The organism is Polaromonas sp. P1_F8 (assembly GCF_056405635.1).
This window is the reverse complement of record NZ_JBFUBS010000006.1, coordinates 259,918-283,632: the sequence shown is the minus strand read 5'-3', so window position 1 is coordinate 283,632 and position 23,715 is coordinate 259,918. Positions and strand designations below refer to the sequence as shown.

Genomic DNA, 23,715 nt, shown 5'->3' with positions numbered 1-23,715 from the left:
GCCCGCCTGTGGCCCGGCAAAGCCGGTTCCACGTCTCGGACTGGCTCGAAGATACCGTCGTGCAGGGAGTTGTTGCATGACTTTTTCAGTCCACGGCCTGGCGGTCTCGCGCGGCATTGCTATCGGCCGTGCCGTGCTGGTGGCCTCCAGCCGCGCCGACGTGGCGCACTATTTCGTGGACGATGCCAAGACGGCGGACGAGATCACGCGGGTCAGGGTGTCGCGCAATGCGGTGATGGAGGAAATCACGCGCCTGCAGCAGGACCTGCCCAAGGACGCGCCGCACGAGCTGGCTGCGCTGCTCGACGTGCACCTGATGCTGCTGCAGGACGAGCAGCTGATCAGCGGCGTGAAACACTGGATCGTCGACCGCCACTACAACGCTGAGTGGGCGTTGACCACGCAGTACGAAATCATTGCGCGCCAGTTCGACGACATGGAAGACGAGTACCTGCGCGAACGTAAGGCCGACCTCGAGCAGGTGGTCGAGCGCATCCTGCGCCACATGAAGGGCGTGGCGTCGCCGGTGCAGCCCGCGGCCCAGGCCGGTGCCAGCCGCAAGCAGTCGCAGCAGGATCTGTTGCTGGACGACACGACGGACGTGCCGCTGGTGCTGATTGCGCATGACATTTCCCCGGCCGACATGCTGCAGTTCAAGCAGAGCCTCTTTGCCGGCTTTGCCACCGACGTGGGCGGCAAGACCTCGCACACCGCCATCGTGGCGCGCAGCATGGACATCCCGGCGGTGGTCGGGGCGCGCAGTGCCAGCCAGCTGATCAAGCAGGACGACTGGGTCATCATCGACGGCGAGGCCGGGGTGTTGATCGTCGACCCGTCGCCCATCATCCTGGCCGAATACGGCTTCAAGCAGCGTCAGGGCGAGCTGGAACGCCAGCGCCTGAACCGGCTCAAGCACACGGCCGCGCTGACCATCGACGGGCAGAAAGTCGATCTGCTGGCCAACATTGAAATGCCCGAAGACACGGTGGGCGCGGTGGCTGCGGGTGCTGTCGGCGTCGGGCTGTTTCGCAGTGAATTCCTTTTCATGGGCCGCAGCGGCAAGCTGCCCGACGAGGAAGAGCAATACCAGGCCTACCGCAAGGCGATTGAAGGCATGCACGGCCTGCCCGTCACCATCCGCACTGTGGACATCGGCTCCGACAAGCAACTGGATCGCCACAAGGCGCAGGACACCCACCTCAACCCGGCGCTGGGCCTGCGCGCGATTCGCTGGAGCCTGGCCGACCCGCCGATGTTTTTGACGCAGCTGCGTGCCATTTTGCGCGCGGCCGCGCATGGCAAGGTCAACCTGCTGGTGCCCATGCTGGCGCATGGCAGTGAAATCCGCCAGACCATGGCGCTGATCGACCGCGCACGCGCGTTGCTCGACAACAAGGGCGTTCCGTACGGGCCGGTGCGGCTGGGCGCGATGATCGAAATCCCGGCCGCGGCGCTGACGCTCAAGCTGTTCCTGAAGTACTTCGACTTCCTGTCCATCGGTACCAACGACCTGATCCAGTACACGCTGGCCATCGACCGCGCCGACGAGGCGGTTTCGCATCTGTACAACCCCTGCCACCCGGCCGTGCTGCGGCTGATTGCCGACACCATCAACGAATGCAACGCGCAGGGCAAGGGTGTCAGCGTTTGCGGCGAGATGGCCGGCGACGTCACCATGACGCGCCTGCTGCTGGGCATGGGTTTGCGCAGCTTTTCCATGCACCCGTCGCAGATCCTCGCGGTCAAGCAGCAAATCCTGCGCGCCGATGCCGCCAAGCTGCAGCCCTGGGCCGAACAGGTGCTGGCCTGCGAAGAGCCGGCGACGATGCTGCAAGGTTGAGGGCTGTCGGGCTGTCATTGCTATTAAAAACATAGCTGCTTGCGCCCGTCTTGATTGGGCTGGAGCCCGAAAACATTGCTAAATTTAGCCCATCTGCCCATTCAGGGCGGCTGAAACAAAGCGAAACACGCCGCAACCGCGCTGCAAACAGCCCGGGGCCTCCCGCGGGCACCATGAGGAACCTTCACTTCTTCTTCGAGGCTCCTCATGAAACATCACGTTAAAAAAATCCTGCTCGGCCTTTTCGGCGGGGCGCTCATCGTCGGCAGCCTGGGTGCGTGCTCGCACGGCGGCCATGGCTGGCGCGGCGATGCCGGCTCCCCTGAGGCGCGCGCCCGCATGGTCGAAAAAATCGGCTCGCGCCTGGACCTGGACGCTGCGCAAAAGCAAAAACTCGCCGTGCTGGCCGACAAGCTGCAGGCACAGCGCGCGGCCCTGCGCGGCAGCAGTGAGCCACGGGAAGCCGTTCGCGGCCTCTTTGCCGGCAACAAGCTGGACCAGGCCGGCGCCAAAAAGCTGATCGAGGAAAAAACCGCCGCGATCCAGTCCGGCAGCCCGGAAGTGATCGCCGCAGCGGCGGACTTCTTTGACAACCTCAAACCTGAGCAACAGCAAAAAGTGCGCGACTTCATGGAGCGCGGCCGCCGCTGGGGCTACCGTGGCTGAGGCACTTTTCTTCCCGGCAGGCCGAACGGCGGCAACCGCTGTGCGCCGCATCGCCAAGGTGGCTGCCCCGGGCAGCGCCAACGGCGGGGTGCGCCTGATGCTGCGCGCCGAAGGGCTGGTGGTAGTGGCCGCCGCTGCGGCGGCCTACGCCCAGTTCGGCGCGGGGTGGGGCTGGTTTGCGGCGCTATTTCTGCTGCCCGACCTGTCTTTCCTGGCTTACCTGGCCGGGCCGCGTGTGGGGGCTGCAGCCTATAACGCCATGCATTCCTACCTGGGCGCCGTCGGCCTGCTGGCGGCCGGGGTGTTGGGTGCGGCCCCCATGCTGGTGGCGGGTGGCCTGGTCTGGTGCGCGCATATCGGCTTTGACCGCCTGCTGGGTTACGGGCTCAAGTACGGTACGGGGTTCGGGCACACCCATCTGGGGCGCATCGGGCCCAAAGATCCGTGGTGAATAGCGCCTTTCTCCGCTTCAAAGGAACCCGATGCTGAAATCGCTGGCTTGCAGCCTGTTCGTTGCTTTGGCGTCGATCGCCGGCGTGGTGGACGCCACTGAACTTTCCGGTGGCGCCGGCTTTCGTTTGATTCAGCTTCCCGATCCTGTCACGCAGCAACCGATGCAGGCGGCGGTGTTCTATCCGGCAGCACCTACGTCTGAAACAGCCCGGATGGGGGCTGTCGTTGTGTCTGCCGTGAAGGATGCGGCGCCGATGGGTGTGCACCATCCTCTGGTGCTGCTCTCGCACGGCAATGGTGCCGGCCGGTTCAGTCACCACGATACTGCGACATTCCTCGCGCGTCATGGCTACGTGGTGGCCGCAATCGAGCATCCGGGCGACAATTTTCGCGACAGCAGCGGGGTCGGCACCGATCGGGTGCTGATAGGAAGAGCGCTGCAACTGTCCGCACTGCTGGATTTCCTGTTGCAGACTCCGGCCTCTGCGGGCCTGATCGATTCCCGGCGGGTGGGCGTCGCGGGCTTTTCGGCAGGCGGCTATTCGGCCCTCTTGCTGGTAGGTGCCAAACCGAAGTTCGAGCTGCTGAGTGCCTATTGCAAAGCCTTGCCGGCAAGTGTTCTATGTGCCGGTGGCGGAAAGGTTTCCCTGTCGTCTCCCCCGCTGATCGCGAAGACCGACGACCGCATCCGCGCCGCGTTCGTCATGAGCCCGCCGGGAGCCTTCTTTGACCGCGAAAGCCTGTCGCAGGTCTCGAGGCCGGTGAATCTGTACGCGGCCGGCGCCGATTCCGTGCTCCCGGCCAGGGAGAACGCGATCAAAGTGAAGGAACTGCTTCCCTCATTGGCCCGATATACCGAGATCCCCGCTGCCGACCACTTCGTGTTTCTCGCGCCGTGCACGTCGGAGATGCGCGGCGTCGCGCCCGCTCTGTGCACGGATCCACAAGGCGTCAATCGGGCTGCTGTGCATGACAATGTGAACCGCGATGCATTGATGTTTTTTCAGGAGCAACTCCAGGTCGATGCGAATTTTCCGAAGCGAATGTAGCCAATCCTATGCCCCATATCCTGCTGATCGACGACGACGAGCACCTGGCTGCGCCGCTGGCCGCCTACTTTGCCCGTTTTGACTTTGTGCTCGAAAGCGCGCTGCGCCCCGGTGAAGGCCTGGCCATGCTGCGCGCCGGCGCGTATGACGCGGCCATCCTGGACGTCATGCTGCCCGAGATGGACGGTTTTGCCCTGTGCCGCGAGATCCGCAAGGAAAGCGACATCCCCATCGTGATGCTGACGGCCCGCGGCGACGTGATGGACCGCGTGGTCGGGCTGGAGCTGGGTGCCGACGACTACCTGCCCAAGCCCTTTGAGCCGCGCGAACTGGTGGCGCGCCTGCAGACCATTTTGCGGCGCCAGCGCAGCGCACCGGCTGCGGCCACCCAGCGCCATGTGTTCCAGGGGCTGGTGATCGACGTTGAAACGCGCGAGGTGCTTCGCCTGGGTGAAAAGGTCGAGCTGACCGGCACCGAGTTTGAATTGCTGGCCCTGCTGGCGGCCGAGCCCGGCAAGGTCTTCAACCGAGACGACATCCTCAACCGCCTGCGCGGCCATGAGGCCGAGCTGTACACGCGCGCCGTCGACATCGTGGTGAGCCGGCTGCGCAAAAAACTGGAGCCGCTGGACTGCATCAAGACGCTGCGCAACGCGGGCTATGCGCTTGCCGCCGGCAAGGCGGGTACGCCATGAGGCGGTGGAAAACACGCCGGGACTGCCGGGCCCGCGAACGCTCACGCCCCGAGCGCTGGCGCCATCGCTGGAAGCATTCGCTGCGGCTGCGGCTGATCACCGTGTTCCTGCTGCTGGCGCTGGCCATGGGCGCGGTGTTCATGAGCGGCATGCAGCGGGCGTTTTCAACGGGCTGGCGCGACGCGGCCAAGCCGCTGATCAGCGACTACATGGACCGGCTGGTGACCGACCTCGGTTCGCCGCCCGATGTGGGCCGCGCCCAGGCGCTGGCCGCGCGGCTGCCGATTTCCATCCGCATTGAAGGGCCGCAGGTCAACTGGCAGTCCCATCCCGACAGGCCCGACCGCAAGGTGTTCGACGCCCGCGCCAAAGACTGGCTGAGCCGGACCACGCCCGACGGCCATCGCGTGATTTTTGGCCCCGGCACCGCGCCCTGGCAGACGGCGCCCCACGGGGTGTTTGGCTGGATCACGCTGGCGCTGCTGCTGGGCTTGCTCATAGGCGCGTATGCCTATGTGCGGCGCCTGCTGCGCCCGCTGGACGACATCCGCGCAGGGGCCGAGCGTTTTGGCCGCGGCGAGTTCGACACGCCGATTCCTTTGCGCCGCCGCGACGAACTCGGCGACCTGGCCGGGCGCATCAACACCATGGCGCATGACATTGAAGGCATGCTGAATGCCAAACGTGCCTTGCTGCTGGCGCTGAGCCATGAACTGCGCTCCCCACTCACACGCGCGCGGCTCAACGCCGAGCTGCTGCCCACCACGCCCGAGGGCACCGGTGCCGGCGAACGCGAACGCGAGGCGCTGCTGCGCGACCTGGGCGAGATGCGCGACCTGATCAGCGACCTGCTGGAAAGCGAGCGCCTGGCCAGCCCGCACGCCGCGCTGCAGCGCGAGCCGGTGGATCTGGCGGCGCTGGTGCGCGAGACCGCTTCCGAGGTGCCGGGTGCGTCGGAGATGGTGCTGGACCTGGCGGCCGGCCTTGCGCCGCTGGCGCTGGACCGCATGCGCGTGCGCCTGCTGGTGCGCAACCTGCTGGACAACGCACTGCGCTACAGCAGCGGCGCCGGCAGGCCGCCGCAGGTGTCGCTGCAGCCGGCGGGCGGCGGCGTGATGCTGGAAGTGCGCGACTTCGGACCGGGCGTGGACGCCGCGCAGCTGGCACATTTGACCGAGCCCTTTTACCGGACCGACGGCGCGCGCCAGCGCGCAACGGGCGGTGTGGGACTGGGCATGTATTTGTGCCGGCTGGTGGCCGAAGCACATGGCGCCGAGCTGCAGGTGCGCAATGCGGAGCCGGGCCTGGCCGTGTGCGTGCTGTGGCCTGCTATTGAATCAGGAGCTGCTCGCGCCCGTTCTTAAAGGGCTGCAGGCCTATTTGACCCTTGTTCCCAGCAGCGCAGCGCCGATGATCATCACCGCCGCCAGGGCGATGCTCCAGCTCAGCGCGCGGCCGCTCACCCCCATCAGCAGCGCAGTCGAGCCCAGCGGCGTGAGGTAGCTGAGGATGCCGATCTGCTGCGCGTCGCCCAGCTTCAGGGCCTTGTCCCAGAGAAAGAACGCCGCGCCCAGCGGCCCTGCGCCCAGCACCGCCAGCAGTAGCCAGTCTTGCGCCGACAGCGTGGCGGCAGGCTCCAGCGCCCAATGGCACAGCAGCGAAAGCACGCCTGAGACCAGGCCGAAGAGGCCGATGGCCGCGGTGGGAAAGGTCGGCACGCGTTTTGTCAGCAGCGAGTAGCTGGCCCAGATAAAGGCCGAGCCCAGCGCCGGCAGGTAACCCCATGACCAGCCTGCCGCGGAAGCCGCACCGCCACCGCCCGCGCCCAATATGGCAATGGCGGCGCCGGCAAATCCCAGCAGGCCCGCAGCCACATGCACAGCGCGCAGCTGCACGCCACGAAGAAACAGCGGCGCCAGCACCACGATAAAAAGCGGCCAGAGGTAGTTCACCAGGTTGGCCTCGACCGCCGGCGCATACCGCAGCGCGATGAAAAGCAGGAAGTGATAGCCGAAGAGGCCGTACACGCCGAGCGCCAGCGTGGCGGTGGGAATCTTCCATTGCGTGCGGTCCCGCAGCACAAAAGGCAGGGCCAGCAGGCTGCCGGTCAGCAGCGCAACGCCGGTGAGCAGAAAGGGCGGAACGTGTTTGAGCGAGACCCCGAGCGAGGCAAGCAGGGTCCAGAGGGCGATGGCGCCCAGTGCGTACAGATTGGCTGGCATGGCGGCAAGCATAGGGGGCCGCAACGTGGGCGTCGTCGCAGGGCAACGCTTTGTTGTCGCGCAACGACGGTTTCAGGGATTCAGGCGTATGTCCTACGCGCAGACCAACATCCGGTAACGAGCTTCACGTGCGAGGGGCGCCGCAGACACCTTGCCCGTACGGACTTCAGTTGCAATGGCATGGCAGATTTCTCCGAAATCGCATGAAACCCAAGGAGACTCACCATGAAAAAGCTTTCCATCCTCTTGCTGGCGCTGGCCGGCATGGCCGCCCTGTCGGGTTGCGTGGCTTACCCGGTAGCCTATGACAACGGACCGCAATACCGTGTCGTGCCCGCCCCTGCGCCGGGCTACGGCCCCGGCTACCGGGGTGACCGCGATGGCGACGGTGTGCGCAACCGCTACGACCGCCGGCCGAACGACCCGAGCCGCTATTGAAAATCCGTAAAGGTCAGGCGCTGCCCGGCCCGGCGCGCCGCATCGCGGCCGTCAGGGCTGAGGGCGACTGGTAGCCGCAGTGCAGCGCGGTGTCGGCCACGCTCATGCCGCGGCTGCGCAATTGCACGGCCAGTGCCAGGCGTTGCCGGCGCAGCCACTGCATCACACTGATGCCGGTCTCGCGCCGGCAGCGCGCGGCAAACTGCGTTGGGCTTAAGAACACCTGCGCGGCCAGCTGCGCGACGCTCAGTGGTTCATGCAGGCGCTGCTGTGTCCAGGTGGCCAGCTGTCCCCAGTGGATGGGCCGCGCGTAGCGCAAGGGCGTTGATGCGGGTGTTGTGGGTTGCCAGGCTTCCAGCAACAGCGCCGGGCCATGGCGTTGGGCCAGGCCACCGGGTTGCTGCAGTGCTTCGGCCAGGTAATGGGCCAGTGCCAGCGCTTGCCCGGTTTTGGCGGGGTCCGCTGCGCAACGAGCCCAGTCCGCGTGCGTGGTGTCCAGCACCAGGCAGCGGCTGCCATCACGTGATTCGAAGTCATGCCTGTCGCCGGGTGTGATCACGCAGCCCTGGCCGGCGGCAATGCGCCGCCCGCGCCCGCGTACTTCCAGTTCCAGCACACCACTCAGCCCCAGCAGTACCTGGAAGTGCTCATGCGCATGGCTGCCGTGCGACGCGCCGTAGTGGCGCAGCGACAGGGAGCCTTGCGGCAGGGTCATGTTGCGGGGATTAAAGAGCGGCGATGGCCGCGTCCGCCTTGTCGGCCACGCCTGCCGCGTGGGCCTGCTGGTCGGCGTGGTAACTGCTGCGCACCATGGCGCCCACGGCCGCATGCGTAAAGCCCATCTTGTAGGCTTCTTCTTCAAACATCTTGAAGGTGTCGGGGTGCACATAGCGGCGCACCGGCAGGTGGCTGGTCGAAGGCGCCAGATACTGGCCGATGGTCAGCATGTCGATGTTGTGCGCGCGCATGTCGCGCATCACCTGCAGAATTTCTTCGTCGGTTTCGCCCAGGCCGACCATGATGCCGCTCTTGGTCGGCACGTCGGGGTGCAGGGCCTTGAACTTTTTGAGCAGGTTCAGGCTGAAGTTGTAGTCGCTGCCGGGGCGCGCTTCTTTGTAAAGGCGCGGCGCGGTTTCGAGGTTGTGGTTCATCACGTCGGGCGGCGCGGCCTTGAGGATTTCAAGCGCGCGGTCGTCGCGGCCGCGGAAGTCGGGCACCAGGATTTCAATGGTGGTGCCGGGCGAGAGTTCGCGGATCTTCTGGATGCATTCGACAAAGTGGCCGCTGCCGCCGTCGCGCAGGTCATCGCGGTCCACGCTGGTGATCACCACGTATTTGAGCTTGAGTGCTGCGATGGTTTTGGCCAGGTTCAGCGGCTCGTTGACGTCCAGCGGGTCGGGCCGGCCATGGCCCACATCGCAGAACGGGCAGCGGCGCGTGCACTTGTCGCCCATGATCATGAAGGTGGCCGTGCCCTTGCCGAAACACTCGCCGATGTTGGGGCAGCTGGCTTCTTCGCACACCGTGTTGAGCTTGTTCTCGCGCAGGATCTGCTTGATCTCGTAAAAGCGCGTGGTCGGGCTGCCGGCCTTGACGCGGATCCAGTCGGGCTTTTTGAGCATTTCGCCCTGCACCACCTTGACGGGGATGCGCGACAGCTTGGCCGCGGCTTTTTGCTTGGCCAGCGGGTTGTAGTCTTCCTGGCTCTGGATGTCGCGAACAACAGGATTGACGGTTTCTGGGGTGCTCATGGTGTATTTCTTTGAAGGAATGTGCTCAGGGCGCCAGGTAGGTGACGAGCTTGCGGCCCAGCACATCCGCGGCTTCCTGCCAGCTTGCCGATACCCCGATTGTAGAAAGGTCTGTGGTTTTGAGCCCCACATACCCGCAGGGGTTGATCCGCGAGAAGGGTTCCAGGTCCATCGCCACATTGAGCGCGACCCCGTGGTAGGTGCAATTCCGGCTGACTTTGATGCCCAAAGCGGCGATCTTGCCCAGGCCGCGAAAAGGGTCGGCAGGGTGCATCGGGCCGGTCAGGGCGGCGTGAGAGGCCGGGTCGTCCAGCCGCACATAAATGCCGGGCGAGCCGGCCACCCGGTGCCCGGTGACGCCGAAATGCGCCAGGGTCTTGATGACGGATTCCTCGATGCGGTAGACGTATTCCTTGACGTAATAGCCGGCGCGCTTCAGGTCAATGAGCGGGTAGGCCACCACCTGGCCGGGGCCGTGATAAGTCACCTGGCCGCCGCGGTTGGTCTGCACCACCGGGATGCTGCCGGGGTTCAAAACATGGTCGCTCTTTCCCGCCAGCCCTTGGGTGTAAACCGGTGGATGCTCACAAATCCATAGCTGGTCGCGCTCGTCCTGATTGGGTTGCAGCCCGTTTTCTCTTGAAAAACCGAGGTTGCGCGCCGCCGTGAAGGCCTGCATGGCTTCATAGGTGGGCAGGTAATCAACCCGGCCCAGGTTGCGCGTCAACATAGTAGAACGGCCGCCGCGCCGGGCCGCCCCAAGCAAGGCCAGCCCCCTCGGGGGGCAGCGACCCGCGCAGCGGCGGAGCGTGGGGGCAGCATGTTGGCCTGCATGGCTTCATAGGTGGGCAGGTAATCAACCCGGCCCAGGTGGCGTGTTTCAGCCTGCATATGCGCTTATCCCGGATCCTGTTTAGAGCACGACCTTGACCATCGGGTGCGTCGACAGCATGCGGTAGAGCTCATCAAGTTGCTCGCGGCTGGTGGCTGTGACAGTGATGGTGACGCCCAGGTATTTGCCGCCCTTGCTTTCACGCAGCTCGATGGTGGAGGCGTCGAAGGCCGGGTCGAACTGGTGTGCGATGGACGTGATGGCTGCCACCATGCCGTCGACCTTTTCACCCATCACCTTGATCGGGAACTGCGAGGGATATTCGATCAGCGATTCCTGGCGCGAGGGCTCCGTGCCGGGAACACCGATGATTTTGGGGATGTTGGGGGAAGTCGTCATGGCAATGGGTCCTTTCAGGCCGCTTTGGCACGCTGGTATTGGGCGTACAGCTTTGCATAAATGGGGCCAGGTTTGCCTTTTTCCACTCCGTGGCCGACCGCCTGGCCGTCCAGCAGGGTGATGGGCAGAACCTCCTTGGTGGCCGACGAGAGCAGCAGCTCGTCCGCTGCCAGCACTTCGGCGCGGGTGATGCGGCGCAGCTCAAAAGGAATGCCCGCCGCGCGGCACATCTCTTCGATCAGGCCAAAGCGGATGCCTTCGAGCACCAGGTTGTCCCGGGGTGGCCCCATGACTTTGCCGTCCTTGACGATCCAGACATTGCTGGAAGCGGCTTCGCTCAGGTAGTCGCCGCGGAACATCACGGTTTCGACCGCGCCGGCGTCGACGCTGATCTGGCGTGAAAACACCGCGCCCAGCAGGCTGGTGCTTTTGATGTGGGCTTTTTCCCAGCGGAAGTCGTCGGCGGTGACGCAGGCGACGCCGTTTTCGCGCGCCTGGTCGCTGGGCAGCTTCATCGGGTTGCACATCACAAAGACGGTGGGTGTCAGGCCCGGCAGCATGGGATGGTCGCGCATGGCCACGCCGCGGGTGATCTGGATGTACACCAGTTGATTGCCTTTTTCGGCTGGGGCGCCCGTGGATTGTGCGCAAGCAGCTATCAATTTAAGAGCAATATCCAGCCACCCGGTACGGGTCAGCGGGTTGGTGATGCGCAGCTCGGTGAGGCTGCGTTCCAGCCGCGCCATGTGCTGCTCAAAACGAAACGGCTTGCCTGCATACGCCGGCACCACTTCATAAATACCGTCACCGAAGATGAAGCCACGGTCCATCACGCTGATTTTGGCGTCCTTGAGCGGGGTGAATTCGCCGTTGAGGTAGCAGGGGGTGTCGGGAAGGGCGTTGGCGGGAAGCGTGGTCATGGGTCTGTTTGAAAAGGAAATGAAAGTGCGTCGGAACGGCTGCTGGTGGACGGCCTGTACCGGATTGTCTAACGTCTGGCCGTTTGCCGGCGGCGGCGTTTGAACCAGATGCGAACGCGCCAGCCCAGCTTGACCAGCAGGTAGCCGGTAATCGAGCCCAGCACGGCAAAGATGCCCATGCCCAGGATGGCAGGCCCGCCGAAGGAGGCTGCCCACGCCACGATGCCTGCGCCTTCCGAGATGCGGATGGGCGGCGGTGCGTCCAGCAGCAGATCGCCCACCTGATAGGCCAGCCAGAGCCAGAAGCCGACGGTGAAGGGGTTGGTAATGAAGGTGATGCCGGCGGCCACCGGAATATTGGCGCGCCACCAGACGCTGTGGGCGGCGGCCGCCACGGTTTGTGCAAATGGCAGTGCAAATGCCCAGAATATGCCGATGGCCACACCGCGCGCCACGGCCTCGTGCTGCAGCCGCCACAGCTGCGGCTCCAGCAGCCGGTGGGCCACCGGTTTGAGCCACCGGTTTTGGGCCAGGACTTCACGTGTCGGCACGGATGCTTTCAGCCGGTCCGTCCAGTGCCGGTGTTGCGGCGCCTTCTTTTTAGGGGCGCTCATGGCAGGCGGTGTTCAAGATGGCCGGTTCGCTCCGGCATCAGGCAACAAAGATAACGGCGGCGATCGCCAGCGCGCCCAGCACCAGGTTGACCATGGCCAGGGTGGCGATCTGCCCGACGCGGCGCCCACCCTCGGGCCAGTCGGACGCGCTGACAGCGAGCTTCAGGCGCCGGAAAGGGCCGAAATACAGATGTCCGAACAGCGCGAACATCAGGAGGCCGATGCCGAACATCAGGTGCCAGCCCAGGGGGGCGGTTTTCATGCCCGCGGCCAGCAGCATGGCCAGGCCTGTCACCAGCAGGACGCCGATGGTGACCCAGACCAGAGCGAAAAATCGCTGCATGACCTTTGCGATGAGCGGCAGGCGTTGGGGTGGCGCCAGCTGTTCGGCGACGGCAGGCCGCAAGGCAAACAGCATGAAGACCACCCCGCCCAGCCAGGCAATGGCGGCGGCAATGTGCAGGAATTTCATCAGGGCGGGCATGGCATCTTTCGGTGGGTGGAAGGTGACGGATGCGGGGGCTTGGGCCATCGTGGAGCATCACGTGCAACTACGTAGGAGGGTCGGCGCGCCGTAGTCGCCGGACAATTGTGAACCACCCGCTGCGAGCCGCACCCAAATGATGCGAATCGCCCCTAATTCATATGCAAGCCGGGGGTTTTGTCGGATACGCAGGGGTTTCTACGTATAATCAAGGGCTTTGCTGATAACTGCCCTGTAACTTTTCCGTAATTTGTGACGACCAAAATGGCAAATTCGGCAAAGTCAGCGACAAACCCGGGAAACGCGGGTGTGACAGGGCGGTGTGTCACAGAAGAGATGGAGACTGGCGATGAGGGTTTCAAGCCCTTGACGCGTGAAGAGGCCCAAAAGCTTCGTGAAGCGGATCCCTCGGTTTCCCCTTGGGTGGTATTGGCGGGGCAAAGTGTGGTGGGTCTTGTGGTGGCGCTGGCCGCCTGGGGATTGACCGGAGGGCAAAGTGCAGGCTGGTCCGCCCTTTATGGCGCGCTGGCGGTGGTCATCCCGGGTGCGTTGTTTGCGCGCGGCCTGACCAGCAAGATGTCTTCAATGAATCCGGGCGCTGCGGTGGCTGGATTTTTTTTGTGGGAAATGGTCAAGATTGGCCTGACGGTAGCGATGTTGTTCGCTGCTCCCCGAATGGTTTCGGATTTGAGCTGGCCGGCAATGCTGGTTGGCCTTGTAGTGACAATGAAGGTGGTCTGGCTGGTGCTTTGGTTCCAGTCCCGGCCGAAAAAGTTGGCGTAATCCATTTTCAAGAGTTGAAAAGAGTTCGTAAATGGCTGAATCTTCCGGAAACGCTTTGACCGCTGGTGAGTACATTGGTCACCACCTGGTCCATCTGCAAAACCACAAACAGACAGGCATCGTCGACTTTTCCGTTGTCAATTTCGACACGATTTTCTGGGCCGTCACTCTGGGTGTGATCGGTATGTTCGTGATGTGGCGTGTGGCCAAAAGCGTGCACGCCGGCGTTCCCGGCCGCCTGCAGGCGGCTGTTGAAATCCTGCTCGAAATGGTGGACAGCCAGGCCAAGGGCATCGTTAAAAACGCCGAATCGCGCAAAGCCGTCGGCCCACTGGCGCTCACCGTATTCATCTGGATTTTCCTGATGAACTCCATGGACTTCCTGCCTGTCGACCTGTTTCACACAATTTTTGCTGTGACCGGCCTCGATCACAGCATTCACAACTTCCGCGTGGTTCCCACAGCCGACCTCTCGGCCACGCTGGGCATGTCCTGCGGCGTGCTGCTGGTTTGCCTGTACTACAACGTCAAGATCAAGGGTTTTGGCGGCTGGGTGCATGAGCTGTTCTCGGCCCCGTTCGGCGACAAATGGTTTTTGTATCCCGTCAACTTCCTGATGCAGATGATCGAATTTGCCGCCAAGACCGTATCTCACGGCCTCCGGCTTTTCGGCAACATGTACGCGGGCGAACTGCTGTTCATGCTGATCGCGCTGATGGGTGCAGTGGGCTTCGGCTCCGCAACCGGTGTGTTCCTCTTCATCGGCCATGTGCTCGCGGGCACGGGCTGGGCAATCTTCCACATCCTGATCGTTGCGCTGCAGGCGTTTATTTTCATGATGTTGACGCTGGTCTATGTGGGGCAGGCCCACGACCATCACTGATTCTCACGAATCAGTTTCCCCTGGTTTTCTGGTTTCCGCTTTCTTTTTTTATTTTTGTTAGTTAGTTAAATCCATAGGAGCATTAAATGGAACACGTACTCGGTTTTGTCGCTTTGGCCGCTGGCCTGATCATTGGCCTGGGCGCTGTCGGCGCATGTATCGGCATCGGCATCATGGGCAGCAAATACCTCGAAGCCGCTGCACGCCAGCCTGAGCTGATGAACGAACTGCAGACCAAGATGTTCCTGCTGGCCGGTCTGATCGATGCTGCTTTCCTGATCGGTGTGGGTATTGCCATGCTGTTCGCATTTGCCAACCCGTTTGTGTTGAAGTAAATCGCACGCCTTTCTAGACAACCTACAGAGGTGCCGCTGTGAGTATTAACTCCACATTCTTTGCGCAGCTCGTCGTGTTTGCGATTCTGGTGCTGTTCACGATGAAATTCGTGTGGCCACCAATTGCAGCTGCGCTCGACGAACGCGCCCGGAAGATCGCCGACGGCCTTGCCGCTGCCGATAAAGCCAAGTCTGAACTCTCCGTTGCCAACAAGCGCGTGGAAGAAGAACTGGCCAAATCGCGCAACGAATCGGCAGTGCGCCTGGCGGAAGCCGAGCGCCGCGCCCAGGCCCTGATTGAAGAGGCTAAAGCCCGCGCAACCGAAGAGGGCAGCAAGATCATTGCCGCCGCCAAGGTTGAAGCCGAGCAGCAAACCGTCAAGGCCCGCGAGACCCTGCGTGAGCAGGTCGCCGCACTGGCCGTCAAGGGTGCAGAGCAGATTCTGCGCAAGGAAGTCAATGCCGGTGTGCATGCTGACTTGCTGGGTCGCCTGAAGACCGAACTTTAAGCGAGCGTAAAACATGGCCGAACTAGCCACCATTGCCCGTCCCTACGCTGAAGCGTTGTTCAAGGCCTCTGGTTCCGACCTGGGCGGCACTGCCGTCTGGCTCGATGAGCTCGCAGCCATTGCCGCCAACGTGCAGTTGCAGCAATTTGCGGGCAACCCCAGCGTGACGGTAAACCAGACGTTTGACGTAGTTTCCGGGGTGGCCAAAACGAAGCTGCCGGAAGCCGCCAGGAACTTCCTGCGAACCGTGATCGAGAACGGCCGCATTAGCGTCCTGCCGGAAATCGCCGCACAGTTTCGCGCACTGAAAAATGCGCAAAGTGGTTCTTCGGACGCCACCGTTTACAGCGCATTCCCGCTGGAAGGCGCCGCATTGGCCGATTTGGCAACAACGCTGGAGAAGCGGTTTGGCCGCAAGCTCAACCTTTCGGTCGAGCTTGAGCCGGCGCTGATCGGTGGCGTACGTGTCGTGGTGGGTGACGAGGTGCTGGACACCTCGGTCAAAGCCCGTTTAGAGCAAATGAAAGTGGCGCTGATTTCCTGAGCTTGCGCTCAGGCGCGCCCCGGTTTTTAGCCAACAACATAGAAAGAAGGAAAGAGTCATGCAACTCAATCCCGCAGAAATTTCTGAACTGATCAAGAGCCGCATCGAAGGCCTGACAGCCAGTGCCGATGTCCGCAACCAGGGCACCGTGGTGTCTGTGACCGACGGTATCGTCCGTATCCACGGCCTGTCCGATGTGATGCAGGGCGAAATGCTGGAATTCCCCGCAACCGCCGACGGCACGCCTACTTATGGCCTGGCGCTGAATCTTGAGCGCGACTCCGTCGGCTCCGTGATTCTGGGCGAGTACGAGCACATCGCCGAAGGCGACACCGTGAAGTGCACGGGCCGTATTCTGGAAGTGCCTGTGGGTCCTGAGCTGCTTGGCCGTGTGGTCAACGCACTGGGCCAGCCGATTGACGGCAAAGGCCCGATCAATGCCAAACTCACCGACGTGATTGAAAAGGTTGCGCCCGGCGTGATCGCCCGTAAATCCGTTGACCAGCCCCTGCAGACCGGCCTGAAGTCCATCGACTCCATGGTGCCCGTCGGCCGCGGCCAGCGCGAACTGATCATCGGCGACCGCCAGACCGGCAAGACGGCCGTGGCCATCGACGCCATCATCAACCAAAAGGGCAAAGGCGTTTCCTGCGTCTACGTCGCGATTGGCCAGAAGGCTTCGTCGATCAAGAACGTGGTGCGCTCGCTCGAGCAAGCCGGCGCGATGGAGTACACCATCGTCGTGGCAGCTTCCGCTTCCGAATCGGCCGCCATGCAATATGTGAGCGCCTACTCTGGCTGCACCATGGGTGAATACTTCCGCGACCGCGGCGAAGACGCGCTGATCGTGTATGACGATTTGTCCAAGCAGGCCGTGGCTTACCGCCAGGTCTCGCTGCTGCTGCGCCGTCCGCCAGGACGCGAAGCCTACCCCGGCGACGTGTTTTATCTGCACAGCCGTCTGCTCGAGCGCGCAGCTCGCGTGAACGAAAAATACGTTGAAGACTTCACCAAGGGCGCCGTCAAGGGCAAGACTGGTTCGCTGACCGCACTGCCGATTATTGAAACGCAGGCCGGCGACGTGTCCGCTTTCGTGCCAACCAACGTGATCTCGATCACCGACGGCCAGATTTTCCTGGAAACCAGCCTGTTCAATGCCGGTATTCGTCCCGCCATTAACGCCGGTATCTCGGTGTCCCGCGTCGGCGGCGCTGCCCAGACCAAGCTGATCAAGAACCTGTCCGGCGGTATCCGTACCGACCTGGCCCAGTACCGTGAACTGGCTGCCTTCGCGCAGTTTGCTTCCGACCTGGACGAAGCCACCCGCAAGCAGCTGGACCGCGGTGCCCGCGTGACTGAGCTGCTCAAGCAGGCCCAGTACTCGCCTTTGTCCATCTCCAACATGGCCGCTACGCTGTTCGCAGTGAACAAGGGCTTCATGGACGACATCGAAGTCAAGAAGGTCCTGGCTTTCGAGCACGGCCTGCATGCCTTCCTGAAGGACAAGAACGCGGCCCTGATGGCCAAGCTCGAAGCCAACAAGGCCATGGACAAGGATGCTGAGGCTGAACTGAACGCGGCTGTGGCCGAGTTCAAGAAGTCGTTTGCCTGATCTCGCCTGACCTCATCGTCAAGCAAGTAATTAAGCAACCCTCAGGAACCCCTTAGGAATCCATATGGCAGCAGGCAAGGAAATACGCGGCAAGATCAAATCGGTGGAAAACACCAAGAAGATCACCAAGGCCATGGAGATGGTGGCCGCCTCCAAGATGCGCAAGGCGCAGGAACGGATGCGCGCTGCCCGTCCTTACAGCGACAAGATCCGCAACATTACCGCCAACCTGAGTCAGGCCAATCCCGAATACACCCATGCGTTCATGGAGTCCAACGACGCCAAGGCCACCGGGTTCATCGTGGTGACGACCGACAAGGGCTTGTGCGGCGGCATGAACACCAACGTGCTGCGCGCCGTGACCTCAAAGCTCAAGGAAGTGCAGGCCGCCGGCCATGATGCGAAGGCTGTGGCCATCGGTAACAAGGGCCTCGGTTTTCTGAACCGGGTCGGTGCCAAGGTGGTGTCGCATGCGACGCAACTGGGCGACAAGCCGCACCTGGAAAAGCTGATCGGTCCCGTGAAGGTTTTGCTCGACGCATACAGCGAAGGCAAGATTAATTCGGTGTACCTGTGCTACACCAAGTTCATCAACACCATGCGCCAGGAGCCTGTGGTTGAGCAACTGTTGCCCCTGACGGCTGCGCACCTGCAGGCCGACAAGGACCAGCATGGCTGGGACTACATTTACGAGCCTGACGCACAGACCGTCATCGACGATCTGCTGATCCGTTATGTGGAAGCGCTGGTGTACCAGGCCGTTGCCGAGAACATGGCGTCCGAGCAGTCTGCCCGCATGGTGGCCATGAAGGCCGCAACGGACAACGCCGGCAGCGTGATCGGCGAACTCAAGCTGATTTACAACAAAACGCGTCAAGCGGCGATCACGAAAGAACTTTCGGAAATCGTTGCCGGTGCTGCAGCGGTCTGATCGTGGTTTAGGCCGCCACACCCGATTTAAAGATTTAAAGAAACGAAAGAGGATTCAATCATGGCTCAAGCTCAAGGCAAGATTGTTCAGTGTATTGGTGCGGTGGTTGACGTGGAATTCGCGCGCGACCAGATGCCCAAGATCTATGACGCGCTGAAAATGGAAGGCTCCGCGCTGACGCTGGAAGTCCAGCAGCAGCTGGGTGACGGCATCGTGCGCACCATCGCGCTGGGTACCTCCGACGGCCTGCGCCGCGGCAACATGGTTTACAACACCGGCGCCAACATCACCGTTCCCGTGGGCAAAGCCACGCTGGGCCGCATCATGGACGTGCTGGGCGCGCCCATCGACGAACGTGGGCCAGTGGATCAGACCCTGACCGCACCGATTCACCGCAAGGCGCCTGCCTACGACGAACTGTCGCCATCGCAGGAACTGCTGGAAACCGGTATCAAGGTGATTGACCTGGTTTGCCCGTTCGCCAAGGGCGGCAAGGTGGGCCTGTTCGGCGGCGCCGGCGTCGGCAAGACCGTGAACATGATGGAACTCATCAACAACATCGCCAAGGCGCACTCGGGTCTGTCCGTGTTTGCCGGTGTGGGTGAACGTACCCGCGAAGGCAATGACTTCTACCACGAGATGGCCGACTCCGGCGTTGTGAACCTCGAGAACCTCGGCGAATCCAAAGTGGCCATGGTCTACGGCCAGATGAATGAGCCCCCAGGAAACCGTCTGCGCGTGGCGTTGACCGGCCTGACCATCGCCGAATCCTTCCGTGACGAAGGCCGCGACGTGCTGTTCTTCGTGGACAACATCTACCGCTACACGCTGGCCGGTACCGAAGTGTCCGCACTGTTGGGCCGTATGCCTTCCGCCGTGGGTTACCAGCCTACGCTGGCCGAAGAAATGGGCCGCCTGCAAGAGCGTATTACCTCCACCAAGGTCGGCTCCATCACTTCCATCCAGGCCGTTTACGTTCCTGCGGATGACTTGACCGATCCGTCTCCTGCCACGACCTTTGCCCACCTGGACTCCACCGTGGTGCTTTCGCGTGACATCGCTTCGCTGGGTATCTACCCCGCTGTCGATCCGCTTGACTCGACCAGCCGCCAGCTCGACCCGAACGTTGTGGGCGAAGACCACTACGCCACGGCCCGTGCTGTGCAAGGCACGCTGCAGCGCTACAAAGAACTGCGCGACATCATCGCGATTCTGGGCATGGACGAACTGGCTCCTGAAGACAAGCTGGCCGTGGCCCGCGCCCGCAAGATCCAGCGTTTCCTGTCGCAGCCTTTCCACGTTGCTGAAGTGTTCACCGGCTCTCCCGGCAAGTACGTCAGCCTGGCTGAAACCATTCGCGGCTTCAAGATGATTGTGGCCGGCGAGTGCGATCACCTGCCGGAACAGGCGTTCTACATGGTCGGCACGATTGACGAAGCTTTCGAGAAGGCGAAGAAGGTCTAAGGGCTCAGGCCCTGCAACTTTTTTCCAATAAGGAGCGTTTATGTCAACCACCATTCACGTCGACGTGGTCTCCGCGGAAGAGTCCATCTTCTCCGGTGAAGCGCACTTTGTCGCCTTGCCCGGCGAGGCCGGCGAGCTGGGCATTTACCCGCGCCACACCCCGCTGATCACCCGTATCAAGCCGGGTGCCGTGCGCATCGAAAAGGCCGATGGCAGCGAAGAGTTCGTGTTCGTGGCCGGCGGCTTGCTCGAAGTGCAACCGAACTGTGTCACCGTGCTGTCCGACACCGCGATTCGCGGCAAAGACCTGGACGAAGCCAAGGCGATGGAAGCCAAGGCTGCTGCTGAAGAAGCGTTGAAAAACGCAAAAAGCGATATCGATATTGCCATGGCCCAGTCCGAGCTCGCCGTCATGGCCGCCCAGATTGCCGCTTTGCGCAAATACCGCCAGAAAAAGTAATAAGCTTCCATGCTTCAGGAAAAACCGGCCAAAGGGCCGGTTTTTTTCTGGGCGCTTCGATTTGGAGAAATTCGAATCAGTTTGGCCGCTCATGCAGTTGGCGAAGCGCTCACAGTCATTCCTGAAAATGACGAAGATGCTTGTTTTATGCCCCTCGGTGCAGCGGGCCAGCCGCCCGGCCACCCGAATCCTCCATTGAAGCCTTTACGGATGTTTACCTTGGGGCGGCCGATATCCGCACGCGTACGCGGGCGAACGGCTGATCCGCTGGACGCCGACCATCCGTGGGTCGAGGACGGAGGGCGCGGCGGTTGCTTTATCGAGAAGGTAGTGCAATCGGCGCGCAGCGAGCAGAAGCGGACGTCGATGAAGTAGCTTCCCGCAGCCATGAGTGGCTGCGGCGCGACGTTCCCATTGCACCATGCGGAAACCGGGCGTGCTTCCGCTATTTGGGCGAAAAAAGGCCTCCAGCCCATACAGGGTGAGCGCAAGCAGCTATCAAATAGGGAGCGTTTTCCGAAAAAACGCTTGGGCTGAGCCAGCAAGGTAACAACTGGACACGCTAAATGACAGCCATGGCCCGGGCTGCTCCCTTATCGTTGTGACGGGTTCAAGCCAGCAACGAGGTGCGAAATGGACAGTCTTTTAGACAGCCTGATATGGGGAGAGGAAGCGTCGCCCGAGCGTCGGGCCAGGCGCGTGCGCAAGGCCTGGCTGACGCGGGTTGTGCTCGCGGCAGTCGCCCTCTTTGTGTTGGTCGTGGTTCTGGCGCCCTGACGTGCCGTTATCGGCGCCCGGCCTGCGATACCCTGCCAACCGGCTATTGCAGCCAGGGCGCGTCGGGCAGTTCGTTGGGATTGTTGGGTGCGTCGCCCTGCGTGCCATCGATGGCAAAGTGCGCCATCAGCAGTGCCGAGGTTTCTTCCAGTGCCTGTGTCAATCCGTCCTCGTACCGGTTCTCCCTGAACGCCTGGGCCATGCGCGCTACCATGGCCTGCCACTGCGCCTGATTCACATGGCGCGCCACGCCGCGGTCCGCCACGATTTCAATGGCGTGCTCGGCCAGCAGTAAATAAATCAGCACGCCGTTGTTGTGTTCGGTGTCCCACACCCGCAGCTTGCCAAACATCGTGAGGGCGCGCTGGCGCGTGAGCTGGCCGATGGACTGGTGGTTGCCCAGCCGCCACAGGTAGCTCATGGGCAACGAGGCCTCCACGCATATCCGTATTTCGCCGCTGTGCCGCCGCTCGCTGGCCGCCACCCGGCTGGCGAGCCGGTTGAGCATGTCGGGTGCAATCGCGCGCTGGGCGTCGGAGGCATCCAGCCAGAGGTGCTTGAGGATGGTCTTGAGTTTGTTGAGCATGTGCCTACCAGTCCCCTGATGCGCCGCCGCCGCCGAAATCACCGCCACCGCCGCTGCTGAATCCGCCGCCGCTGCTGCTGCCTCCGCCCCAGCTCCCTCCGCTGCTGCCGCCAAAGCCGCCAGTGGTCCAGCCGCCCGAAGAGCGGCCGCCACGACCCAAGGCGCCCAGACTGGCAATCAGCGCAAACACCATGCCCGCCACAGTTGCCAGGCCGGCCACGATCAGGCTGCTGGTGAACACCCAGGCCAGCACGCCGACGGCGCCGCCGGTGGCGATGGAACCCAGCTTGCGGCCCAGCAGGCCGGCGGCCAGGCGCCCACCAATCGGAACAGCAAAAAACAGGAACACCGCGAGGTCGGTCCACTCAAAGCCGCTGTCAGCTGTGCCCGAAGAACTTTTCTGCTCTGGCTCCGGGAGTTTTTCGCCGCTGATCAGCGCCATGATTTGGTCGGCCGCGGCATTCAGTCCACCGGAAAAGTCGCCCTGTTTGAAGCGCGGGGTGATGGTGGTGTCGATCACCTGGCGCGCCGCGAGGTCCGGAATGGCGCCTTCCAGCGCCTTGGTGGTTTCGATACGGACCTTGCGGTCGTTCTTGGCCACGACCAGCAACAGCCCGTCGCCTACGCTCTTGCGCCCGATCTTCCAGGTGTCGCCTACACGTTGTGCATAGGCGGCAATGTCTTCGGGTTGGGTGCTGGGCACGATGAGCACCACCACCTGTGCGCCGCGGCTCTGTTCAAACGCAGCGAGCTTGGCTTCCAATGCCGCGCGTTGCGTGGCATCCAGCGTACCGGTGCTGTCCATGACATGCGCCGTGAGTGCCGGCACCGGCTGAACGCCTTGCGCCCATGCCGCAAGGGGCAGCCACACGGCCAGCAACAATCCCGCCATCCAGCGGAGGAGGCTGCTGCCCAATATCCGACCCGCTAGTTGCTGCACGGCAAGTTCTGCAGAAACTTATTTCTTGGTGAAGTCCACCACCGGTGGCGCGGAAATCTGCGCCTCATTGGCCACGGTGAAGTTGGGTTTGACGTTGTAGCTGAACATCATGGCCGTCAGGTTGCTGGGAAAACTGCGTGTCAGCACGTTGTACTCCTGCACAGCCTGAATATAGCGGTTGCGTGCTACCGTGATGCGGTTTTCGGTGCCTTCCAGCTGCACACGCAGGTCGCGAAAGCCCTGGTTGGCCTTGAGGTCGGGGTAACGTTCACTGACCACCATCAGGCGGCTCAGCGCGCTGCCCAGTTCGCCTTGCGCTGCCTGGAATTTCTGGAAGGCAGCGGGGTTGTTCAATGTTTCCGGCGTCACCTGGATGGAGGTGGCCTTGGCGCGTGCTTCAATCACCTTGGTCAGGGTGTCCTGTTCAAAAGCGGCCTCGCCCTTGACCGTGGCCACAATGTTGGGCACCAGGTCGGCACGGCGCTGGTACTGGTTCAGCACTTCAGACCAGGCCGATTTGGTTTGTTCGTCGAGGCGCTGAAAGTCGTTGTAGCCGCAACCCGTGAGGAAAAGGCCCAGCATGCTGACCAGAATCAGGTTTAAAAAGCGGGATTTCATGGTGATGTCTTTCGAAAAATGCAAGCTGCAACACTAACATAGTCGAATGCCGATGGCGTCTCATTCCCCCAGCTCCGTGCAGCCATTGCAGGCTCTGCAGGCCAGCCTGCGGCCCCTGGCGCCGGCGGCTGCAAAACCGCGCCTGATGATTGCCGGCGCCACGGGCGTGCTGGGCAATGAAGTGCTGCGCCGCCTTGTCGGCAGCGGCCGTTATGCGCACACCGAGGTGCTGGCTACTGAAACCATGACCACCGGGATGGCCGGTGTGGGGATTGTGCTGGCAGGTGATGCTTCAGTGATCGAGGCATGGCCCGCGCGGCCTCAACCGGTTCATACCGGTCTGGTCATGTTTGAACCGCCACGGCTTTTTTATGGGCGTGAGCGCACGCTATGGACGCCGGCGCCGGGACAACTGCCGGCGCTGGCCCGCTGGTTGAAACGCTGTGGCGCACAGACACTGGTTGTAGTGGTGCCCCACGCTTCGGGGCGTTTACCCGATGCCCTCAAGCGCGGACTGGCCGACCTCGATGAGCAAGCAGTGGCTTCGCTGGGTTTTGAACGCGTGTTGTTGGTGCGATCGGCGCGCAAGACCGAAGGTATTGCGGGCGCCAATTTTTTCGAGAAGACGGCGTCATGGATGCTGTCGACCCTCAGGTTCATGATTCCCGCGGCCGAGCAGCCGGTGCGCCCCGCCAAGCTGGCGGAATTTATCGACGCCGCGCTGCAGGTTTTGCCGCCGGGCACCCATGTGGTCGCGCCCGAGCAGCTTTGGCAGGCTAACCAGAGCGGCGAAAACGGCCGGCGCGCCGGGCCGCAAGACAACAGCATGCAAGGTGTCGTACGCTCGTGGCTTGCTGCAAGGCTCAATCCCGAGCAGAATTCACCACCCAACGCCAAGCCGGACTGACGC

30 protein-coding genes are annotated in these 23,715 nt (G+C 62.6%); 19 read left to right on the top strand and 11 right to left on the bottom strand.

Features of this window, described 5'->3' with window-relative positions; translation table 11 throughout:
• The first annotated feature begins 76 nt into the window (after nt 1-76).
• The 6 genes from ptsP to AC1D1J_RS19550 all read left to right on the top strand — a co-directional run bounded on the left by ptsP (nt 77) and on the right by AC1D1J_RS19550 (nt 6,067).
• Nucleotides 77-1,840, top strand: a complete 1,764-nt coding sequence (gene ptsP / locus AC1D1J_RS19575; RefSeq protein WP_457281601.1) for a phosphoenolpyruvate--protein phosphotransferase — start codon at nt 77-79, stop codon at nt 1,838-1,840.
• Nucleotides 1,841-2,047: 207 nt separating this feature from the next.
• Nucleotides 2,048-2,506 carry a Spy/CpxP family protein refolding chaperone gene (locus AC1D1J_RS19570; protein ID WP_477686952.1) on the top strand — a complete coding sequence of 153 codons (459 nt, stop codon included), beginning with the start codon at nt 2,048-2,050 and terminating at the stop codon, nt 2,504-2,506.
• Nucleotides 2,499-2,957 (top strand): DUF4260 domain-containing protein, encoded by a 459-nt coding sequence (locus tag AC1D1J_RS19565; RefSeq protein WP_477686953.1) that lies wholly within the window; start codon nt 2,499-2,501, stop codon nt 2,955-2,957. Before AC1D1J_RS19570 ends, AC1D1J_RS19565 begins: the two co-directional genes overlap by 8 nt.
• 31 nt (nt 2,958-2,988) lie before the next feature.
• Nucleotides 2,989-4,008 (top strand): alpha/beta hydrolase family protein, encoded by a 1,020-nt coding sequence (locus AC1D1J_RS19560; protein WP_477686954.1) that lies wholly within the window; start codon nt 2,989-2,991, stop codon nt 4,006-4,008.
• 8 nt (nt 4,009-4,016) lie between these two features.
• Entirely contained in the window at nt 4,017-4,703 is a 687-nt protein-coding gene (locus tag AC1D1J_RS19555) for a response regulator transcription factor (RefSeq protein ID WP_477686955.1), read from the top strand.
• A complete protein-coding gene (locus AC1D1J_RS19550; RefSeq protein WP_477695610.1) occupies nt 4,700-6,067 on the top strand; it encodes a HAMP domain-containing sensor histidine kinase in 1,368 nt (455 codons plus the stop codon). Before AC1D1J_RS19555 ends, AC1D1J_RS19550 begins: the two co-directional genes overlap by 4 nt.
• A 12-nt stretch (nt 6,068-6,079) precedes the next feature.
• Here AC1D1J_RS19550 and AC1D1J_RS19545 read toward each other — a convergent pair whose 3' ends face one another.
• Nucleotides 6,080-6,925, bottom strand: coding sequence for a DMT family transporter (locus AC1D1J_RS19545; protein ID WP_477695609.1), 846 nt, complete (start codon nt 6,923-6,925; stop codon nt 6,080-6,082).
• A 225-nt stretch (nt 6,926-7,150) separates the two neighbouring features.
• Here AC1D1J_RS19545 and AC1D1J_RS19540 point away from each other — a divergent pair, with 225 nt between their 5' ends.
• Nucleotides 7,151-7,363, top strand: coding sequence for a hypothetical protein (locus AC1D1J_RS19540; RefSeq protein WP_477686958.1), 213 nt, complete (start codon nt 7,151-7,153; stop codon nt 7,361-7,363).
• Between the two features lie 13 nt (nt 7,364-7,376).
• Here AC1D1J_RS19540 and AC1D1J_RS19535 read toward each other — a convergent pair whose 3' ends face one another.
• The 7 genes from AC1D1J_RS19535 to AC1D1J_RS19505 all read right to left on the bottom strand — a co-directional run bounded on the left by AC1D1J_RS19535 (nt 7,377) and on the right by AC1D1J_RS19505 (nt 12,411).
• A complete protein-coding gene (locus AC1D1J_RS19535; RefSeq protein WP_477695608.1) occupies nt 7,377-8,078 on the bottom strand; it encodes a helix-turn-helix domain-containing protein in 702 nt (233 codons plus the stop codon).
• A gap of 10 nt (nt 8,079-8,088) precedes the next feature.
• Nucleotides 8,089-9,114 carry a lipoyl synthase gene (gene lipA / locus AC1D1J_RS19530; protein WP_477695607.1) on the bottom strand — a complete coding sequence of 342 codons (1,026 nt, stop codon included), beginning with the start codon at nt 9,112-9,114 and terminating at the stop codon, nt 8,089-8,091.
• A gap of 25 nt (nt 9,115-9,139) precedes the next feature.
• Nucleotides 9,140-9,844 (bottom strand): lipoyl(octanoyl) transferase LipB, encoded by a 705-nt coding sequence (gene lipB / locus AC1D1J_RS19525; protein WP_477686961.1) that lies wholly within the window; start codon nt 9,842-9,844, stop codon nt 9,140-9,142.
• Nucleotides 9,845-10,027: 183 nt separating this feature from the next.
• Nucleotides 10,028-10,345, bottom strand: coding sequence for an HP0495 family protein (locus tag AC1D1J_RS19520; protein ID WP_477695606.1), 318 nt, complete (start codon nt 10,343-10,345; stop codon nt 10,028-10,030).
• 14 nt (nt 10,346-10,359) lie between these two features.
• A complete protein-coding gene (locus AC1D1J_RS19515; protein ID WP_477695605.1) occupies nt 10,360-11,265 on the bottom strand; it encodes a D-amino acid aminotransferase in 906 nt (301 codons plus the stop codon).
• Between the two features lie 68 nt (nt 11,266-11,333).
• On the bottom strand, nt 11,334-11,879 hold the full coding sequence (locus tag AC1D1J_RS19510) for a DUF2062 domain-containing protein (protein ID WP_477686963.1): 546 nt from the start codon (nt 11,877-11,879) through the stop codon (nt 11,334-11,336).
• 37 nt (nt 11,880-11,916) lie between these two features.
• Nucleotides 11,917-12,411 (bottom strand): DUF4149 domain-containing protein, encoded by a 495-nt coding sequence (locus tag AC1D1J_RS19505; protein WP_477695604.1) that lies wholly within the window; start codon nt 12,409-12,411, stop codon nt 11,917-11,919.
• 216 nt (nt 12,412-12,627) lie between these two features.
• Between AC1D1J_RS19505 and AC1D1J_RS19500 the strand changes: the two genes are divergently transcribed.
• The 11 genes from AC1D1J_RS19500 (at nt 12,628) to AC1D1J_RS19450 (ending at nt 20,661) form a co-directional block, all read left to right on the top strand.
• Entirely contained in the window at nt 12,628-13,146 is a 519-nt protein-coding gene (locus AC1D1J_RS19500; protein ID WP_477695636.1) for an ATP synthase subunit I, read from the top strand.
• Nucleotides 13,147-13,177: 31 nt separating this feature from the next.
• Entirely contained in the window at nt 13,178-14,029 is an 852-nt protein-coding gene (atpB, locus tag AC1D1J_RS19495) for a F0F1 ATP synthase subunit A (RefSeq protein WP_477686966.1), read from the top strand.
• A gap of 86 nt (nt 14,030-14,115) precedes the next feature.
• Nucleotides 14,116-14,364: a F0F1 ATP synthase subunit C gene (atpE, locus tag AC1D1J_RS19490; protein WP_293400282.1), complete on the top strand. Its 249-nt coding sequence runs from the start codon at nt 14,116-14,118 to the stop codon at nt 14,362-14,364.
• 38 nt (nt 14,365-14,402) lie between these two features.
• Nucleotides 14,403-14,873: a F0F1 ATP synthase subunit B gene (locus tag AC1D1J_RS19485; RefSeq protein ID WP_457281585.1), complete on the top strand. Its 471-nt coding sequence runs from the start codon at nt 14,403-14,405 to the stop codon at nt 14,871-14,873.
• Between the two features lie 13 nt (nt 14,874-14,886).
• The gene (locus AC1D1J_RS19480; protein WP_477668853.1) at nt 14,887-15,417 is read left to right on the top strand and encodes a F0F1 ATP synthase subunit delta; all 531 of its coding nucleotides are present in this window, start codon (nt 14,887-14,889) and stop codon (nt 15,415-15,417) included.
• A gap of 58 nt (nt 15,418-15,475) precedes the next feature.
• Nucleotides 15,476-17,029, top strand: a complete 1,554-nt coding sequence (atpA, locus tag AC1D1J_RS19475) for a F0F1 ATP synthase subunit alpha (RefSeq protein ID WP_457281583.1) — start codon at nt 15,476-15,478, stop codon at nt 17,027-17,029.
• Between the two features lie 64 nt (nt 17,030-17,093).
• Nucleotides 17,094-17,960, top strand: a complete 867-nt coding sequence (gene atpG / locus AC1D1J_RS19470) for a F0F1 ATP synthase subunit gamma (RefSeq protein WP_477686968.1) — start codon at nt 17,094-17,096, stop codon at nt 17,958-17,960.
• A 60-nt stretch (nt 17,961-18,020) separates the two neighbouring features.
• Nucleotides 18,021-19,424, top strand: coding sequence for a F0F1 ATP synthase subunit beta (gene atpD, locus AC1D1J_RS19465; RefSeq protein WP_293400292.1), 1,404 nt, complete (start codon nt 18,021-18,023; stop codon nt 19,422-19,424).
• Nucleotides 19,425-19,464: 40 nt separating this feature from the next.
• On the top strand, nt 19,465-19,884 hold the full coding sequence (locus AC1D1J_RS19460) for a F0F1 ATP synthase subunit epsilon (protein WP_477648282.1): 420 nt from the start codon (nt 19,465-19,467) through the stop codon (nt 19,882-19,884).
• Nucleotides 19,885-19,893: 9 nt separating this feature from the next.
• Complete coding sequence (locus AC1D1J_RS19455) at nt 19,894-20,259, top strand: hypothetical protein (protein WP_477695603.1); 366 nt, start codon at nt 19,894-19,896, stop codon at nt 20,257-20,259.
• 258 nt (nt 20,260-20,517) lie between these two features.
• The gene (locus AC1D1J_RS19450; protein ID WP_477686970.1) at nt 20,518-20,661 is read left to right on the top strand and encodes a hypothetical protein; all 144 of its coding nucleotides are present in this window, start codon (nt 20,518-20,520) and stop codon (nt 20,659-20,661) included.
• A gap of 43 nt (nt 20,662-20,704) precedes the next feature.
• On the opposite strand, the gene AC1D1J_RS19445 is transcribed toward AC1D1J_RS19450, so the two are convergent.
• The 3 genes from AC1D1J_RS19445 to AC1D1J_RS19435 form a co-directional block, all read right to left on the bottom strand.
• Nucleotides 20,705-21,247, bottom strand: coding sequence for a TPM domain-containing protein (locus AC1D1J_RS19445; RefSeq protein WP_477686971.1), 543 nt, complete (start codon nt 21,245-21,247; stop codon nt 20,705-20,707).
• Between the two features lie 4 nt (nt 21,248-21,251).
• Complete coding sequence (locus AC1D1J_RS19440) at nt 21,252-22,139, bottom strand: TPM domain-containing protein (RefSeq protein ID WP_477687160.1); 888 nt, start codon at nt 22,137-22,139, stop codon at nt 21,252-21,254.
• 66 nt (nt 22,140-22,205) lie between these two features.
• Nucleotides 22,206-22,805: a LemA family protein gene (locus tag AC1D1J_RS19435; protein WP_477686972.1), complete on the bottom strand. Its 600-nt coding sequence runs from the start codon at nt 22,803-22,805 to the stop codon at nt 22,206-22,208.
• Nucleotides 22,806-22,851: 46 nt separating this feature from the next.
• On the opposite strand from AC1D1J_RS19435, the gene AC1D1J_RS19430 reads away from it, so the two are divergent.
• On the top strand, nt 22,852-23,712 hold the full coding sequence (locus AC1D1J_RS19430) for a hypothetical protein (protein WP_477695602.1): 861 nt from the start codon (nt 22,852-22,854) through the stop codon (nt 23,710-23,712).
• Nucleotides 23,713-23,715: the final 3 nt, after the last annotated feature.

Excerpts from the sequence above, each read along its gene's own strand:
- AC1D1J_RS19550 (WP_477695610.1), top strand. The coding sequence starts at position 4,700 with ATGAGGCGGTGGAAAACACGCCGGGACTGCCGGGCCCGCGAACGCTCA.
- AC1D1J_RS19535 (WP_477695608.1), bottom strand. The coding sequence starts at position 8,078 with ATGACCCTGCCGCAAGGCTCCCTGTCGCTGCGCCACTACGGCGCGTCG.
- AC1D1J_RS19500 (WP_477695636.1), top strand. The coding sequence starts at position 12,628 with ATGGCAAATTCGGCAAAGTCAGCGACAAACCCGGGAAACGCGGGTGTG.
- AC1D1J_RS19560 (WP_477686954.1), top strand. The coding sequence starts at position 2,989 with ATGCTGAAATCGCTGGCTTGCAGCCTGTTCGTTGCTTTGGCGTCGATC.
- AC1D1J_RS19480 (WP_477668853.1), top strand. The coding sequence starts at position 14,887 with ATGGCCGAACTAGCCACCATTGCCCGTCCCTACGCTGAAGCGTTGTTC.
- AC1D1J_RS19540 (WP_477686958.1), top strand. The coding sequence starts at position 7,151 with ATGAAAAAGCTTTCCATCCTCTTGCTGGCGCTGGCCGGCATGGCCGCC.
- AC1D1J_RS19520 (WP_477695606.1), bottom strand. The coding sequence starts at position 10,345 with ATGACGACTTCCCCCAACATCCCCAAAATCATCGGTGTTCCCGGCACG.
- AC1D1J_RS19570 (WP_477686952.1), top strand. The coding sequence starts at position 2,048 with ATGAAACATCACGTTAAAAAAATCCTGCTCGGCCTTTTCGGCGGGGCG.
- AC1D1J_RS19510 (WP_477686963.1), bottom strand. The coding sequence starts at position 11,879 with ATGAGCGCCCCTAAAAAGAAGGCGCCGCAACACCGGCACTGGACGGAC.
- atpE (WP_293400282.1), top strand. The coding sequence starts at position 14,116 with ATGGAACACGTACTCGGTTTTGTCGCTTTGGCCGCTGGCCTGATCATT.
- AC1D1J_RS19455 (WP_477695603.1), top strand. The coding sequence starts at position 19,894 with ATGCTTCAGGAAAAACCGGCCAAAGGGCCGGTTTTTTTCTGGGCGCTT.
- atpG (WP_477686968.1), top strand. The coding sequence starts at position 17,094 with ATGGCAGCAGGCAAGGAAATACGCGGCAAGATCAAATCGGTGGAAAAC.
- AC1D1J_RS19545 (WP_477695609.1), bottom strand. The coding sequence starts at position 6,925 with ATGCCAGCCAATCTGTACGCACTGGGCGCCATCGCCCTCTGGACCCTG.
- AC1D1J_RS19445 (WP_477686971.1), bottom strand. The coding sequence starts at position 21,247 with ATGCTCAACAAACTCAAGACCATCCTCAAGCACCTCTGGCTGGATGCC.
- lipA (WP_477695607.1), bottom strand. The coding sequence starts at position 9,114 with ATGAGCACCCCAGAAACCGTCAATCCTGTTGTTCGCGACATCCAGAGC.
- atpB (WP_477686966.1), top strand. The coding sequence starts at position 13,178 with ATGGCTGAATCTTCCGGAAACGCTTTGACCGCTGGTGAGTACATTGGT.
- atpA (WP_457281583.1), top strand. The coding sequence starts at position 15,476 with ATGCAACTCAATCCCGCAGAAATTTCTGAACTGATCAAGAGCCGCATC.
- AC1D1J_RS19450 (WP_477686970.1), top strand. The coding sequence starts at position 20,518 with ATGGACAGTCTTTTAGACAGCCTGATATGGGGAGAGGAAGCGTCGCCC.
- AC1D1J_RS19440 (WP_477687160.1), bottom strand. The coding sequence starts at position 22,139 with ATGGCGGGATTGTTGCTGGCCGTGTGGCTGCCCCTTGCGGCATGGGCG.
- AC1D1J_RS19515 (WP_477695605.1), bottom strand. The coding sequence starts at position 11,265 with ATGACCACGCTTCCCGCCAACGCCCTTCCCGACACCCCCTGCTACCTC.
- AC1D1J_RS19435 (WP_477686972.1), bottom strand. The coding sequence starts at position 22,805 with ATGAAATCCCGCTTTTTAAACCTGATTCTGGTCAGCATGCTGGGCCTT.
- AC1D1J_RS19430 (WP_477695602.1), top strand. The coding sequence starts at position 22,852 with ATGCCGATGGCGTCTCATTCCCCCAGCTCCGTGCAGCCATTGCAGGCT.
- AC1D1J_RS19555 (WP_477686955.1), top strand. The coding sequence starts at position 4,017 with ATGCCCCATATCCTGCTGATCGACGACGACGAGCACCTGGCTGCGCCG.
- AC1D1J_RS19505 (WP_477695604.1), bottom strand. The coding sequence starts at position 12,411 with ATGGCCCAAGCCCCCGCATCCGTCACCTTCCACCCACCGAAAGATGCC.
- AC1D1J_RS19460 (WP_477648282.1), top strand. The coding sequence starts at position 19,465 with ATGTCAACCACCATTCACGTCGACGTGGTCTCCGCGGAAGAGTCCATC.
- ptsP (WP_457281601.1), top strand. The coding sequence starts at position 77 with ATGACTTTTTCAGTCCACGGCCTGGCGGTCTCGCGCGGCATTGCTATC.
- atpD (WP_293400292.1), top strand. The coding sequence starts at position 18,021 with ATGGCTCAAGCTCAAGGCAAGATTGTTCAGTGTATTGGTGCGGTGGTT.
- lipB (WP_477686961.1), bottom strand. The coding sequence starts at position 9,844 with ATGTTGACGCGCAACCTGGGCCGGGTTGATTACCTGCCCACCTATGAA.